This window comes from Dyadobacter sp. CY351 (assembly GCF_021502625.1).
In the GTDB taxonomy this organism is placed as follows: domain Bacteria; phylum Bacteroidota; class Bacteroidia; order Cytophagales; family Spirosomataceae; genus Dyadobacter; species Dyadobacter chenhuakuii.
In genome coordinates this window covers 64,161-78,918 of record NZ_JAKFFU010000008.1, presented here as the reverse complement: position 1 = coordinate 78,918, position 14,758 = coordinate 64,161, and the positions used below count along the sequence as shown (strand labels likewise).

Sequence of the window (14,758 nt, the reverse complement as noted above, 5' to 3'; positions counted from 1 at the left end):
GTTTTAATTTAATTTTTAGGTTATAAATATATTTATTTTAGCTGATAAGCTACAACACTGTTTTTGCCAAAAGTTGGCACATAAACGATTTTCTTCACCGAATCGTAGCCAATGTCAGCCGAATTCGTTTTATCCGCACTCGTGTTCAGCAATTCCTGCTTTGTTCCGTCAGATTTAACGTAGTAAACCACACCTGCCCAGCACGAAACAATGTATTCACCCGGCACAACCTGCTCGATTCCGTCGGTGCTTTTATCCATTCCTTCTGCCAAGACGCTTATTTCTTTGGTCGAGCTTACTTTTTTCAATGTTCCCGCATCAGCAACCAGCAGGTCCGAGCCAACTGCCAAAACGCCGTTAGGACCATTCAAGCCTTCAAGAAAGGTCGAAACCTTTCCATCTTTGATCATATGCACTTTTTTCGTGCTGGAATCCGAAACGTAGATATTTCCTTCTGCATCGATGGTCACGTCATTCAAAAATACGGAACCTTCAACGGCATGTTTCTTTAAGATTTTTCCTGATTTTAGATCAATTTCAACCAAATCAGTCACGTCGGCAACGTAAAGCTTGTCGCCCATAACGCCCATGCCTTTTGGCGCGTGCAGTCCTGTTATCCAATCTTTTGCAACGATTTTTCCATCCAATCCAACTTTCGCAATCCCGCCTTTTCCATCTTTCTCACCAGGCTTTCCGTCAATTAGCGCTACATATAAAATTTTGTTTTTAGCACTGTAAAATACAGACTCAGGAACAGGCAATGTGGCTTCCGAAGCCCAAAGCTGTGTCAGGGAATGCTGTGCATTTGCAGCAGCCGACGAAAGTAACAGGGATGCAGCAAGGAAGATGTGACTGGTTTTCATTGTCAAATTAGGTGTAAATGATTTCTGTTAAGGAAAGAGCATTTAATACTGATATACTTTACGTATCGACAGATTTTTACGACCGTTACTCAAAGCTAAATAAAAATGCCCAAATCGGTTCGTTAAGGCCATTTTTAAATTTTTTTATAATTTAATCCGCAAATCATAAACGAAGTCTTTGATTTCCAGAATCCGAAAAGCATCCGGGTGGTTGAACAAAGGATTGAGCAGATAATTAAATTCGTCCGGCAGTATCGCAGAGGGAATTTGCAGGAATGCGTGCGATGCTTTTCTTAATAATGTTGTTCCAAAATCTTTCGTAGAAGCCGGTGCCGGAGCATCACGCCAGTTGCCGGGAAGATCAGGAATCTGAATTTCGTGAATGTCAAGCGGTTGGAGTTCAAATGTGGTGATGCTCAGCGCCCTTGGGATATCATCAATGTTAATGTTGGCAGTGTATTCCAGCAATGCCAGCGCGCGGCTGGCAGAAGTGTAAATGCATGGTGTCAGTTTGTGATTCCAGCGTCCGCCGTAAAGCCGGGCGCCTTCTCCTTCCAAATCGTGTGCGTATTTTGTGCGTCCTACTCTGTAAACGATCATAGCGGATTAAGAATAAACGCCATAATCAATGCGCCCAATAATGTTTTTGACTTCTTCACGGCCATATTGGTTATCCAAAAGATCATATGGAGCCTCCCCGCCCAATGCCCGGTTCGGACTAAAGATCCATCGGTTAAAACGGTCCACATCCTCGAAGACCTCGTAGCCATAAGAGTATATATCCGCCAGCCCGACGATCCTCTCACTCACCGTAGGATTAAATTTCTCAGAACCCTTCTTATTAATCAGCGTTGCTCGCGCCACGGAAAGTGTCGCGGCCAGCTGGTCATAGTCCATGCCAATCCGATCTTTAAAGCCTTCCAGGTCCGCTTTGCTGATCCCTTGCTTTACAACATGCATTTTTTCGATTGCCGTCATTTTACTTTCAGGTTTTCGTGCCGGTGAATGAAATATCATACTTGCCGGTGCGGAACCGTAATTAAGCGCGCCCATGGGCTCATTCAAAATTTTTGGTTCCGTCTCTTCTGTTGTTGAGTAAGTTTTCTTGCCTCGCTTCATAAAAACAAATTTACACTTATTTCAGTATAAATTTATACTAAAATAAAAACTCCCGTCAACTGCATTGCTCCAAAGAAGTGTCTAACTTATCAGGGGCAGTGCATTGACAGGAGTTTTTGAAAAGCTTTAACCTCTTTATTTCCTTTTCTTCTTTTTCGATGTAGAAACGGTTGGTTCGGCGGCGGTTTTTGTCAGGTCGGCGATCCGGATGTTCCTAAATTTCAATTCTGAGCCATGCCCAAGGAAGCCCAAATGCCCGCTTGTGCGTTTTAAGCCGGGATGTTCTTTATGATCGACGGTTCCGTTTTTGCTGGCTTCTGCTAAGTCGCCGTCGAGGATAACGGTTCCATTCAGTGTCACTTTGATTTTCGAGCCCTGCACACGAACTTCTTCATAGTTCCATTCGCCCATGGGTTTTAAAAAACCTCTTTTTGCAGGGATAATGCCGTAAGCGGAGCCGTGATATTGATATTCGTGCAAGTCTTTGTAAATGTCCGCATCATTGTCCAGGATCTGAATTTCGGTCCCTACGTAAGCCGCGTCACCTTCCATGGGCGTTCTGATTCCCAGCCCATTATTGGCTCCTGGCGTTAATTGGAATTCAAAACGGAAGTCGAAATCGCTGTATTCGTCTTTGGTGTATAAATTTCCTTTGCCTCCTTTTTTCGGATCAACGACCAATGAGCCGTTTTCAATGAAATAATCGGTGCGGTTGCCCACCCATTCAAACATATTTGTTCCGTCAAAAAGCACTTTAAAACCTTCTTTCTGCTCCGTTTCGCTAAGTTTAAATGGCTCCGGGCGCTCAATTTCACGTACGTACACATCGCGGTAATTGATCTGATTTCCGTGTGCCTGCAATTCGATCTGTTCCTTGGCAAAGATCGGCAGGTTGCGGTCCCAGTAATTTTCCAAAATAACATTGTCAACAACATTCTCCCCATTCAAATCTACCGAAACGCGGTCGCCGGTCATGGTAATGTGGAATGTATTCCAGTCGCCAATGGCATTGTCAGCGAGCTTGGAAGGCTTGCTTTCATTGGTTTTGTTGTTGTACAAACCACCTGAACCAACCTGCGCGCCTACGCTCACACGCGATGTGTCCCAGATCTGCACCTGAGGCGTTCCGCGCAGGTAAATGCCCGCGTCGCCGTCTTTCTGGATTTTCCAGTCCACATACATTTCAACATCACCATATTGCTTCACCGTAGCCAGGTTATCGCCGTGTCCCGAGAAAACGAGTTCGCCGTCTTTGGCAAACCAATCCTTATTGGCAGCTTCGTCGGCCTTTTTTTGTTTGTAAGCCAAACTGTCCGCGCTCATTTTTCCACGCGCAATCGGGTTTTCAACCAAGCCTTTCCAGCCAGTAAGATCTTTTCCGTTAAACAGAGCCACAAAACCTTCATCCTTACGCAGCTCAGACAAATGTCTTTTGATCGACTCGCGTGCATATTCCGCATCTTTTCCTTTTAGTAAGGAAGAAGTTTTAGTCAGCAAATCACGGATTTCAGGACCGTAAAAACCCTTATTAGCCAATGCAATGGCCATAACAGCTTGCGCAGCTGCCTGCTCTGTTGCGGGATTGTCGAGATATTTCCCTGCAAAAAGCAATGCATTGAATGTTCTCAATCGGGGCAACTCTTTCAGGATCGCAATTTTCTGAGAATCCGTTTTAGCCAAAGTCATGGCTTCGCGCAGCATAATCACCTTATTAACCGGCGTTTTTGGCGATTTCGCAGTGGCAGCCACATAACCAGTCAATGCCAGGGTAAGCTCTTCGCTATCCGTTGCCTTTTTTGCAATGCTCAAAAGATCACCTGCAGCGCTCGCATCCGACCAGGATGATAACGCAGCGATTGCAGCCTTTTTGGACTTCGCATCACCACTATTATAAGCCGAAACCACCGAATTAAGCGCCGTTTTGCCGCCTATGCTCGCCAAAACAGCGAGGTAATTGGATTGCTTATCAGCAGGTGAGGCCTGCATTTGTTTCAAAATAATATCGGTCTGCGCTTTCGCATCACCTGCGCTTTTCACGCCCGCAGCCACCGCTTTTTGAATAGCCGCCATTTGCCCGGCGTCCGTTACGGTGTTCAGCAAAATGTACATTTGCGGCAGATCATTCGCCGTTGTCAGCGATTTCAATGCCGTGTAAGCCGATTTTGAAACATCTGCATTCGGGCTTTTCAATAAGGCGAAAACATTGCTGAACTTGGCATTCGCCTCCCGGGCCGCAATCACGTCAATGGCGGCAGCTTGCGAAGCGGCCGGCAATGTTGGCAATGCTGTCGCCAATTGATTGACAACGCCTTCCCCTTTGATGGTAAGCAAACTGCTTTTCACAACCGCAACTTCCTCCGCACTCGCCGTTTTCAGCACATTAATCAATGCAGGAAGGCTTTTCTCCTGACCAATTTTGCCAGCAGCCCAGATCGCAGCCATTTTTACTTTGCTATCCTTCGCGGCCAATGCTTTTTGAATGGTTGGCAATGCATCCAGCGAATTGGCATGGCCCAGCATGGTAATAATCTCGGCCTGAACTTCCAGTTTGGCTTTTTTCATGGCATTGAGCCACGGCGTTGTGCCGTCAGCCATCAGGTATTTTTGTCCCAATTTCAATGCAGCAATGCGATATTCCGGATCGGCGCTTTGCAATGCATTTACCAAAACAGGCACAGATTCGCGTTTTTTAATGTCTGAATAAATTTTCAAAGCGGAAGACCGCGTCGGTGTTTGCTTTACGTCCGGGGTGTTTTTGAGCAATGCAAGAGCAGCTTTTTCCGCGGCAGGCGCGTTCCCATTTTCGGCCAGGCGCGCTAAATATTTCAAATAAACCGCCGTTGCATCCGACTCATCATAATCAAAATTCGCTTTTTGCGCAGCAGCCATTAAAATTGCTTCAGAAGAAGGTGCTCCGATCTCGGAAAGCGCAAAAAGGCTCACCTTACGTAAAAGCAGATCCTCATTCACAGCCGATTTCTCGATCATAGGCGTCGCTTCCTTATAACGCGCACCGCCCAATGCTTCAATAATCGCAATTTTTGTGCTTTCAGGAGCGCCCTCCAAGCCTTGCAACAACGCAGCGCCAGCCATCGGCGAACCGATTCGCGCCAACGTCCGCGAAGCCGGACCGGAAAGCCTTTCGTCTTTTAAATAGGGTTTCAAAACCTCCACAGACTCATCTTTTCCAACTGTCTGCAATTGATAGATCAGGAAATTCTTGCTGTCCGGGTCAATTACTTTCGATAATGCTTCGCCATAAGCCTCGGCGGCGATTTTTCGGAAATCTTCTTTGCCAGCTTGGGAAGCATAATAAGTAAAACCGCCGATCGCGTATTGAATTTTGGTATTATCCCCCTTTCCGAGCGGCGTGAGCATGGATGCGATCTGCACGAGTCCCGGCTTGCCGAGCTGGCCGAGTTCTTCCATGTTCTTTTTTAACGCGGCTTCGTTCTGGGAAGGGAATTTGGATAACAATGCTTTGGCTTTGCTGGCCATCGCATCGTCCGTTTGTGCCCATGCCTGCGAGAGTAACATGCAGAGGGTCAGGATGGTATATATTTGTTTTTTCATGAATGGTCAAGGATAGAAATGAATGTATGCAAACGAATTTAATGCTGATTAAATGGTCCAGGGGCCACGCATGGGCTGGTTAATCAACCGGTTTGCACCTTCATCGTCTATGAATTCCTGTTTTTCGGGGTCAAATTTCAAGGAGCGGCCGAGCCTTAATGCTGCTAATCCCATGTTCACAATGGTGCAGGAACGATGTCCGTTTTCTTCGTTCAGCGCAAACTTTTTGCGGTTTTTCACGGCATCTACAAAATCCGTAACCTGTGGTTCGGGATCAGGGAATGCGGCGAGTTTCTTTTCAAGGTCCGGAATGTCGGATTGGAAATTGGGGTACAATTTGCCTTTCGGACCTTCGATGTAAGCCACTTTTTCATCTTTCGCTTCGCCATCCAGCACGATCTGGCATCCGTCCGCATAAGTATAAGTGATTCTCCGCCAGGTTCCTACGGCTTCGGTGTGTTGCTGAGGCGCATCGACTTCCACGCTTACCGGGCTCGTATCATCTTTGCCTAGGAAATACTGGATCGGGTCAATGTAATGCTGGCCCATATCGCCGAGTCCGCCGCCGTCGTAATCCCAGTAACCACGGAATGTCTGGTGTACGCGGTGCTCGCTATACGGCTTGTAAGGCGCGGGGCCGAGCCACATTTCATAATCCAGCTCGGCCGGAACGGGCTGCGGTGCATTATTGGTGTTTCCTACCCAGTAAAATTTCCAGTCGAAACCCGTGTGCTTGCTCACGGTCACTTTCAAGGGCCAGCCTAACAAGCCGCTTTGCACCAGCTTTTTAATGGGCTTAACCGGCGTGCGCATGCCGTAAAAATTATCCTGAAAACGGAACCAAGTGTTCAATCGGAATATCCTTCCATGCTGCTGCACGGCTTCCACAAGCCTTTTTCCTTCGCCTATGGTCCTTGTCATGGGTTTTTCACACCATACATCTTTTCCGGCGCGGGCTGCATCGGCGGCAATGATCCCGTGCCAGTGCGGCGGCGTGGCCACGTGCACAATGTCCACTTCGGGAAGCTGGATCACCTCGCGATAATCAGCAAAGGTTTTTACGCCCTTATCCACCATGCCGACGGCAATGTCCAGGTGTTTTTTATCCACATCACAGAGTGCAACGACTTTGGTGCCTGCATAAGGAATGTGGCCGCGGCCCATGGAGCCGGTGCCGACGATGGCTTTGGTCAGCTGGTCGCTCGGCGCGATGAAGCCTTTGCCGAGAACGTGGCGGGGAACGATGGAAAAAGTGGCCAGCGTTGCCAGTGAGCCTTTGATAAAGGTCCGTCTGGACGCAGAGGTGCCTGTTTCTTCTTTCATTAATTAAGGTTATTTAGGAAATGAACTTGGGAGTGAAATTAGAATATTAATCTTAAAGCGGAATGTTTCCATGCTTTTTTCTGGGCAGAACAGCCACTTTGTTTTCCAGCATTTCAAAAGCCCGGATGAGCTTTTCGCGCGTTTGATCGGGATATATAACCTCGTCAATGTAACCGCGGTGTGCGGCCCGATATGGGTTTGTGAATTTTTCGGTGTAATCTTCGATTTTCTCTTTCAGCTTTTCGGCCGGATCTTCGGCCTGGGCGATTTCACGTTTGAAAATAATTTCTGCGGCACCACTGGCGCCCATAACTGCAATTTCCGCCGTAGGCCATGCAAAGTTCAGGTCCGCGCCGATGTGTTTGGAATTCATCACATCATAAGCGCCGCCGTAAGCCTTGCGCGTGATGACCGTAATGCGCGGAACAGTCGCTTCCGAGAATGCGTAAAGCAGTTTGGCACCGTTGGTAATGATAGCATTCCACTCCTGATCGGTGCCCGGCAAAAAGCCCGGGACATCTTCCAGAACCAATAAAGGAATGTTGAAACAATCACAAAACCGAACAAAACGCGCAGCTTTCTGGCTCGAATGAATGTCGAGTACACCCGCCAGCACGGCGGGCTGGTTGGCCACTATGCCAATGCTACGACCTGCAATCCGCGCAAAACCAACGACAATGTTCTCTGCAAAATTCTGATGGACTTCGAAAAAACTCTCCGCATCGGCAATTTCTGTGATCACCTCACGCATGTCGTAAGGCTGGTTGGCATTGTCGGGAATAATGTTGTTTAAAACCGGGCGCGATTCATTTTGAGCTTCATATGGAATGCCCGGCGCATTTTCCTCACAATTTTGAGGCATATAGCTGAGTAGTTTTTTAATGTTCAGCAAACATTCAACCTCATTGGGCGAGACAAAATGCGTGATGCCCGATTTGGTCGCATGCGTCATCGCGCCGCCCAGTTCTTCCGCTGTAACAGTCTCGTGCGTAACCGTTTTCACGACATTAGGCCCGGTCACGAACATGTAGCTTGTGTTTTCAACCATTAATATAAAATCCGTGATTGCCGGAGAATACACCGCGCCACCCGCGCACGGGCCCATCACAGCAGAAATCTGCGGAATGACGCCTGAAGCCAATGTGTTTTTATAAAAAATATCCGCATAACCGGCCAGCGAAAGCACGCCTTCCTGAATTCGGGCGCCGCCCGAATCATTCAAACCGATCAGCGGAGCGCCGTTTTTCATAGCGAGGTCCATAATCTTGCAGATTTTCTCGGCATGCGTTTCGGAAAGCGAGCCGCCGAAAACGGTGAAATCCTGTGCAAAAACGTAAACCAGCCGGCCATTCACCTTTCCATAACCCGTCACCACGCCATCGCCCAGATAATGTTCCTTATCCAGCCCGAAATCCTTGCTGCGGTGCATCACAAACTTCCCGATTTCTTCAAATGTCCCTTTGTCGATCAGCACCATAATGCGCTCGCGGGCGGTGAGTTTGCCTTTGGCGTGTTGTGCTTCAATCCGTTGCGCACCGCCGCCCAGGTCGGCCTCGGCATTTTTCTGATCTAACAATTCTTTTTTTGAAGCGGCGGAAGATGCTGATCCCATGTAATACGGACGATATGGTTACATTTGTTCTTGTGAGAATCTAAATATACTGTCATTTTACTGATTCGGGAAATTAATGCGACTTATGAGGCAGATCGGAATGTGCGCTTTGTTTTTGGCGGGAATTTTTTTTGGTTTCCAAAAAACAGCACAAGCGCAACCGACCGGCGGAAGAAATAAGCTCGATTTCCTGCAACTGCCAGCACAGGCCAAAAGCACGGCATTAGGTGCCAATCACATCGCCATTTCGGGCAATGATCCTGCCCTTTTTATCCAAAATCCTGCTTTACTGGACTCTTCCAAAGCCAATAATGTGTCCGTCAACCTGATGCCTTACCTGGCCGATACGCGGTTTGTGAATGCCGCTTATGCGCGGCGCGTGGGCAAGTCTGCGGGCGTTTGGGCGGTTGGGCTGCAATATCTGAACTATGGCACAATGGTCGAAACGGATGACATTGGCAATGTAATAGGAGAGTTCCGGGCGGCGGATTATGGCGTTTCTGCGGGTTATGGACACACGTTGGGTGCTTTTACGGTGGGTGGAACATTGAAATTTGTAGGCGCTTCGGTACAGTCTTATAATCTGTTTGGCGTGGCCCTGGACTGGGGCGGCGTTTTCAAGCATCCCGGGCAGGATCTGACGGTTGGGTTTGTAGTCAAAAATCTAGGGTTTGTCAAACAGAATTTTTCCAGTTTAAATGATCCTGCATTGCCTTTGGACGTGCGGCTTGGATTAACATTCAAACCGGAATATATGCCCATCCGCGTTTCGCTGACGGCGCATCATTTGAACCGCTTCGATATGGTCTATAATGATCCGAATCTCTTTTTCACTTACGACGATAATGGCAACAAAATTGCGAGAAAAGTGGGCATAGCAGAGAAACTGGGGCGACATCTTTTGCTCGGAGCGGAAGCATTGCTGCATCCTAATTTCAAGATAATGCTCGGTTACGACCATTTGCGGAGGCAGGAATTGCGGCTTGCCAACAGGGGCGCATTGGCCGGTTTTTCGTTTGGCGCATGGCTGCGGATCAAGCGGTTTGAGGTTGGTTACGGGCGTGCGCAGTATGTTCCGGGGTTTAGCAGCAGCTCCTTGTCGATTGTGATGAATTTGAAAAATGGCTTTGTAAAAGAAACCGTCAAAGTGCGTCCCTAAGCACCTTACTCGTTTTCTTAATGTTAAATTTTGTTCATAATAGCTTAATATTCAGATAAAACCGGAGAGCTGTGGTTCGGCTAGTTTTGTTAAAAAACTATCTCACCATGGCGATGAATTTTAATTCTATTCCAAAAAATGCCCTTACCGCGCTGGTTTGTGGCGCAATGACCTTTTCCGGCTGCATTAAGGATCACAATGATCCACCGGTAGATTCTTCTAAACTGATCAACCGCTCTGTAAACCCTTCACTGGTGCGTGCGCTGCCAGGTTTTGAAGATCTGAAAATTACGACATTGATCAGCTCCGACGACAAATTGCAGGATTCTCCTGATTTCATTTACGGTGCCCAGCCAGACGGCGGCGCTTTCATGAAAAACCCGAATGGCGAAGGTTTTGTGATGATCAACAACCACGAGATTCTTTTCTCGGTGTCCCGCGTTTTTTTGGATAAAGAATTGAAACCCGTTAAAGGAGAATACATTGTGGACGCAGAAGGCGGACAGTGGAGATTGTGCTCGGCAACGATGGCAACGCCGCAGGAACACGGTTTCGGTCCATTATTCCTGACAGCGGGTGAGAGCAATTCGGAGTCGATGACGCACGCGATTGATCCTTTTGCACCGGCAGATAAAAAGAACAAGACAAGAACCGTAAGTGCTTTTGGTAAATGGAATGCTGAAAACGCAGTTCCGCTTCCTAAGGATGCATTTCCCGGCAAAACGGTGATCATTATCGGTGAAGACGATACAAATGGTCAGCTTGTTGCTTACGTGTCGGAGGTGGTAGGCGACCTGAACAATGGTAAATTATATGCATTACGCCGCACAAACCAGGAAAGTGTGGAAACGGATATGGTTAAAGGACAAACTTACGACGTTGAATTTGTTCCTTTTGACAATGTAAAAACAAGCACAGGAACGGAGCTGCAAGCACAGACGGTGGATAAGAAAATGATCCAGTTTGCACGTGTGGAAGACATCGATTACCGCAAAGGCGGAAACGGCGTGGGCCGTGACATTTATTTCACGGCAACAGGTGTGAGCCAGTCTGATAAGGTTACGCCTGTGGCTGGTAAAAACATGTGGGGACGCGTTTACAACCTGAAATTTGATGAAACCAACCCATTGAAAGGCAAGTTGCAGATCATTATGGATGGCGAAGACAAGCCAGGCAGCTTCATCGTGAACCCTGACAACATTTGCGTTACCAAAAACTTCGTTTATGTGCAGGAAGACGGTGATTCATTCTACAAAAATAATGACCATGACGGCACGATCTGGCAGTATAACCTGGCTACAAAAGAGAGCAAGGCGATGCTCCAAATGCACCACCGCAGAGAGGACGCAGCATTTAACACGAAATATAACTCCGTAGGCAACAATTCATTGAGCACCTGGGAATACGGTGCGATGATCGACATTTCGGATGTTGTAGGCATTCCTGAGACATTCATGATCAACCTGCACCCGCACACGTGGCAGGACGAGAAATACAAAGGCGCTGACGGCAGCGGTATTTCTACAAATAAAGAAGGCGGACAAACTGTGATCGTTCGCGGAATTCAGCAATAACACTTCTCAGCAAGCATATAGAAGGCCTTTTTCGGAGGGCCTTCTATCTTATTTTATTCACCATGAAAAAATTTGTCCTGGCCATTTGTGCAGGCATCGCCATGTTCACATTCCAGTTATGCAAGCCGGAACAGAAGCCGCATGAAATTGTATATCAACATTTTGTCACCGACCTGGACTCGCTGATTTCGATGAATGATGCGTTTCTGGAAAAAGTGAAGGCAAAACCGGGGCAAAAAGCATTGCAAAACGACTTTCTCAAAATCCGTCTTCAATACAAAAAAACAGAGGCTTTTGCCGAATATTTCTTTCCTACCACAGTCAGAATGATCAATGGTGCGCCGCTGGATGAGATTGAGGATGAGGAGAATGCAGTTTTCGAGCCGGGTGGCTTGCAGGTGATTGAAGAGCTGATTTATACGGATGAACCTGTGGATCAGGAAGAACTGGTGCGACATTCGCGCAAGATGCAGGTCAATGTGAAGCGGATTAAAATGCTTTGGAAAGACATTGTGATCACAGATTCGCATGTTCTGGATGCATTAAGGCTGGAAATGTTCCGGCTGATCAGTCTGGGTATTTCCGGATTCGACACGCCGGCTTCGGGCAATGCGCTGGCGGAGAGCGAAGTTGTTTTAAAATCATTTCAACATTATACACAACCTTACAAAAGTACTTTGCCCGAATTTTCGGCGCTGGATAAGCAGGCTGAGGAGGCTATAGCTTTCTTGAAAAAGGGTAAGAATTTCAATGCATTCGATCGCGCTGCATTCATTACCGACCACATTAATCCGCTTTGCAACACCTTGCACCAGAACCAGGAATCGGCTGGCATCCCGTTCATGAACGATCGCAAGCTTTTGAGCGGTAAGGCGGCTACAATTTTTGATAAGAATGCATTCAATCCCGAGGCATTGCTGTCAGACGCCAGGTTCAGCGCAACGGCGGACCGGGTTGCATTGGGGAAAACATTGTTTTACGACAGCCGGATCTCGGGCGACGGCAAAACAAACTGCGGCTCCTGCCATCAGCCGGGAAAGGCCTATGCCGATGGGCTGAAAACGAGTAAAGGCTTTGATAATAAGTTTGTTAGCCGCAATGCGCCGAGCATTATGTATGCATCATTACAGCAGGCATTATTTTACGATCTGCGTGCGCCGTCGCTGGAAGACCAGGCGGCGGATGTGATCCATAATAAGCTCGAAATGCACGGTTCGATGGAAGATGTGGCTAAATTGGTGGCGACTGACGAACATTATAAACGTGATTTCAAGAAAGCTTACCCGGATCTGGAAGTGATCAAACCCGTTCATATCCAGAATGCACTGGCAGCTTTTGTGCGTTCATTAAATCCGTTCAATTCGCCTTTTGATAAATACATGCGGGGTGATAAAAAGGCGCTTACGGATGATCAGGTGGCGGGTTTTAATGTTTTTATGGGCAAAGCCAAATGCGGGACTTGTCACTTTGTGCCACTATTCAACGGCACAGTTCCGCCCGATTTCCAGCGCACGGAATCCGAGGTTTTGGGCGTAACGACGGATGCGAAATGGAAAAATGCGAAGCTGGACAATGATCCGGGCAGGGGCGTGCACGACCAATTTCCGCAGTGGAAAAATGCCTTTAAAACCAGCACCGTGAGAAATATCGCCAAAACGGCTCCCTATATGCACAACGGCGCTTTTACAACATTGCAGGAAGTGATGGAGTTTTACAACGAAGGCGGCGGGGCAGGACTGGGGCTGGATGTCCCTAACCAGACACTGGCGGCCGATAAATTGAACCTGACGCAGCCCGAAATAGCTAGCGTTATCTCTTTCATGGAGGCCCTTACCGACGATGTGGAATGATCATTCCAAAACTTTCCCTTTTTCGAGCCGTAATGTTTTGGTAACGCAGCTCGGGATTTCGTTGGGATAATGCGAAACGTAAATCAATGTCCGCTCCGGCGTGTCGCAAATCGCATCGACCACGGCTTTGAAATATTCGATCGCATCCGCGTCCAAACCTTGGCAAGGTTCGTCCAGGATCAGTAAAGGCGGATTTTTGACCAAAGCCCGCGCCAGCAGAACCATACGCTGCTGTCCCTTGGAAAGTTCTGAAAACTTTTTCTCAATCAAATGATCCACATGCAAAAGCGCCGCCACTTCATGCACGCGTTCGATTTGCTGTTCGGTTAATTTCTTGAAAAATACGCCTGTCGCATCGAAGAAGCCGGAAGCTATGGTTTTGAAAACACTCGTTTCTCTCGGGAAATAAAGGTGCAGCTCTGGGGAAACGTGCCCGATTTTCTGCTTAATGTCCCAGATCGAAGCGCCAGCGCCTCCTCTTTTTTGATCAAACAAATCATAATCATTGGCGAACCGCTGCGGATTATCGGCGGTGATAATGCTGAGCAATGTCGATTTTCCCGAGCCATTAGGACCGGAAAGCGCCCATTTTTCACCTTTTGCAATTTTCCAGTTTACATGATCGAGAATAAGCTGATCGTGATAGCGAACGTGAATGTCGCGCATATCAATAGCATAGTTGAAGTCAATGTGCTGTGGCAGACCGAAATGAGCCAGCTTTTCCGGGTCGGGCTTTGGGTTGTGAATGTGCGTTGCGGAAGCTGTTTTATAATCTCTTATCTCGCGTTGGACTGTAATTTGGCCCTCGTTTAGTTCCATCACGTGCGTAATGCAAAGCGGAATCTCTGTGGCAGTGGTTGCCATAATAATCGTCACGCCGGATTGCGCCAGTTCCGTCAGCGCATTGCGCAGCACTTCCCTCGAATGCACATCAAGGCCGCTGAATGCATTGTCGAGGATTAGTATCTCAGGCTTTTTTAAAAGTGATTTAGCCAAAAGCATCCGCCTTGTTTCTCCATTTGACAGTGTAACAAACGGGTGATCAAGCAAATGCGTGATCGATAGGAGAGAAGCAACATTGTTGAGTTCCGCATCACTGACCGTGGCCGGAGCCAGCTGCACCGAGTTTTCATTCACCGTTCCGACGGGTTTCAACTGGTCCGTCAAAATGGCCCTTACCGATGGCGCGCGCTCGCTTTCGTAAGCGTGAAAGCGCTGCTGATAGTATTCTGCCCCGGCACTTACAATGCGGTTGAACGAATAATCATTAGAAACAAGCTCAATCGCCTGCCGCAGTTGAGTTTGCAAATTATAGCTGATTTTCCCCTTCGCAACAGGCCACTTACCCGCAATAACGTCCAGCAGAATCGTCTTCCCGGAGCCATTCGGGCCGATAACCGCCCAATGCGTTCCCGGTTCTACATTCCAGTCGATATCGGATAAAACAGTAGTATTGAATTTGCGGGCAGAAACGCCCAAAAGAGAAACAAGTGCCATGTAAACGCCAAAATCAATGAGCGGGCAAAGATAGGAGCAATGATTGTTTAGAAAAAAATACAAGGATAAGATCGTGCAGGGAATCAGTAAACCGTTTGCTGGTTCTTGTCTGCCGAAGGCTAACTAGATACGTAGCAATAAATGGGAAAGCTATACTATTGGCTATCGCTTAAATCCTATCTATCAAT

At 47.6% G+C, this 14,758-nt stretch carries 10 protein-coding genes; 3 read left to right on the top strand and 7 right to left on the bottom strand.

What is annotated here, in order from left to right; genetic code table 11:
- Positions 1-32 precede the first annotated feature (32 nt).
- The 6 genes from L0660_RS16505 to L0660_RS16480 all read right to left on the bottom strand — a co-directional run bounded on the left by L0660_RS16505 (position 33) and on the right by L0660_RS16480 (position 8,490).
- Positions 33-863, bottom strand: coding sequence for an SMP-30/gluconolactonase/LRE family protein (locus L0660_RS16505; protein WP_235160400.1), 831 nt, complete (start codon positions 861-863; stop codon positions 33-35).
- Between the two features lie 144 nt (positions 864-1,007).
- Positions 1,008-1,463 carry an RES family NAD+ phosphorylase gene (locus tag L0660_RS16500; protein WP_235160399.1) on the bottom strand — a complete coding sequence of 152 codons (456 nt, stop codon included), beginning with the start codon at positions 1,461-1,463 and terminating at the stop codon, positions 1,008-1,010.
- Positions 1,464-1,469: 6 nt separating this feature from the next.
- The gene (locus L0660_RS16495; protein ID WP_235160398.1) at positions 1,470-1,982 is read right to left on the bottom strand and encodes an antitoxin Xre/MbcA/ParS toxin-binding domain-containing protein; all 513 of its coding nucleotides are present in this window, start codon (positions 1,980-1,982) and stop codon (positions 1,470-1,472) included.
- A gap of 135 nt (positions 1,983-2,117) precedes the next feature.
- Complete coding sequence (locus L0660_RS16490) at positions 2,118-5,555, bottom strand: DUF1080 domain-containing protein (RefSeq protein ID WP_235160397.1); 3,438 nt, start codon at positions 5,553-5,555, stop codon at positions 2,118-2,120.
- 48 nt (positions 5,556-5,603) lie between these two features.
- The gene (locus tag L0660_RS16485; RefSeq protein ID WP_233797349.1) at positions 5,604-6,878 is read right to left on the bottom strand and encodes a Gfo/Idh/MocA family oxidoreductase; all 1,275 of its coding nucleotides are present in this window, start codon (positions 6,876-6,878) and stop codon (positions 5,604-5,606) included.
- A 52-nt stretch (positions 6,879-6,930) separates the two neighbouring features.
- Positions 6,931-8,490, bottom strand: a complete 1,560-nt coding sequence (locus L0660_RS16480; protein ID WP_235160396.1) for an acyl-CoA carboxylase subunit beta — start codon at positions 8,488-8,490, stop codon at positions 6,931-6,933.
- Positions 8,491-8,575: 85 nt separating this feature from the next.
- On the opposite strand from L0660_RS16480, the gene porQ reads away from it, so the two are divergent.
- From porQ to L0660_RS16465, 3 genes are all read left to right on the top strand, one after another.
- Entirely contained in the window at positions 8,576-9,649 is a 1,074-nt protein-coding gene (gene porQ / locus L0660_RS16475) for a type IX secretion system protein PorQ (RefSeq protein ID WP_235160395.1), read from the top strand.
- Positions 9,650-9,756: 107 nt separating this feature from the next.
- Positions 9,757-11,223 (top strand): PhoX family protein, encoded by a 1,467-nt coding sequence (locus tag L0660_RS16470; RefSeq protein WP_235160394.1) that lies wholly within the window; start codon positions 9,757-9,759, stop codon positions 11,221-11,223.
- A 62-nt stretch (positions 11,224-11,285) separates the two neighbouring features.
- Entirely contained in the window at positions 11,286-13,073 is a 1,788-nt protein-coding gene (locus L0660_RS16465; RefSeq protein ID WP_235160393.1) for a cytochrome-c peroxidase, read from the top strand.
- Here the strand turns inward: L0660_RS16465 and L0660_RS16460 are convergent, their stop codons facing one another.
- The gene (locus L0660_RS16460) at positions 13,074-14,570 is read right to left on the bottom strand and encodes an ATP-binding cassette domain-containing protein (RefSeq protein ID WP_235160392.1); all 1,497 of its coding nucleotides are present in this window, start codon (positions 14,568-14,570) and stop codon (positions 13,074-13,076) included. It abuts the gene before it with no gap.
- Positions 14,571-14,758: the final 188 nt, after the last annotated feature.

Excerpts from the sequence above, each read along its gene's own strand:
- porQ (WP_235160395.1), top strand. The coding sequence starts at position 8,576 with ATGAGGCAGATCGGAATGTGCGCTTTGTTTTTGGCGGGAATTTTTTTT.
- L0660_RS16480 (WP_235160396.1), bottom strand. The coding sequence starts at position 8,490 with ATGGGATCAGCATCTTCCGCCGCTTCAAAAAAAGAATTGTTAGATCAG.
- L0660_RS16460 (WP_235160392.1), bottom strand. The coding sequence starts at position 14,570 with ATGGCACTTGTTTCTCTTTTGGGCGTTTCTGCCCGCAAATTCAATACT.
- L0660_RS16465 (WP_235160393.1), top strand. The coding sequence starts at position 11,286 with ATGAAAAAATTTGTCCTGGCCATTTGTGCAGGCATCGCCATGTTCACA.
- L0660_RS16485 (WP_233797349.1), bottom strand. The coding sequence starts at position 6,878 with ATGAAAGAAGAAACAGGCACCTCTGCGTCCAGACGGACCTTTATCAAA.
- L0660_RS16490 (WP_235160397.1), bottom strand. The coding sequence starts at position 5,555 with ATGAAAAAACAAATATATACCATCCTGACCCTCTGCATGTTACTCTCG.
- L0660_RS16470 (WP_235160394.1), top strand. The coding sequence starts at position 9,757 with ATGGCGATGAATTTTAATTCTATTCCAAAAAATGCCCTTACCGCGCTG.
- L0660_RS16500 (WP_235160399.1), bottom strand. The coding sequence starts at position 1,463 with ATGATCGTTTACAGAGTAGGACGCACAAAATACGCACACGATTTGGAA.
- L0660_RS16495 (WP_235160398.1), bottom strand. The coding sequence starts at position 1,982 with ATGAAGCGAGGCAAGAAAACTTACTCAACAACAGAAGAGACGGAACCA.
- L0660_RS16505 (WP_235160400.1), bottom strand. The coding sequence starts at position 863 with ATGAAAACCAGTCACATCTTCCTTGCTGCATCCCTGTTACTTTCGTCG.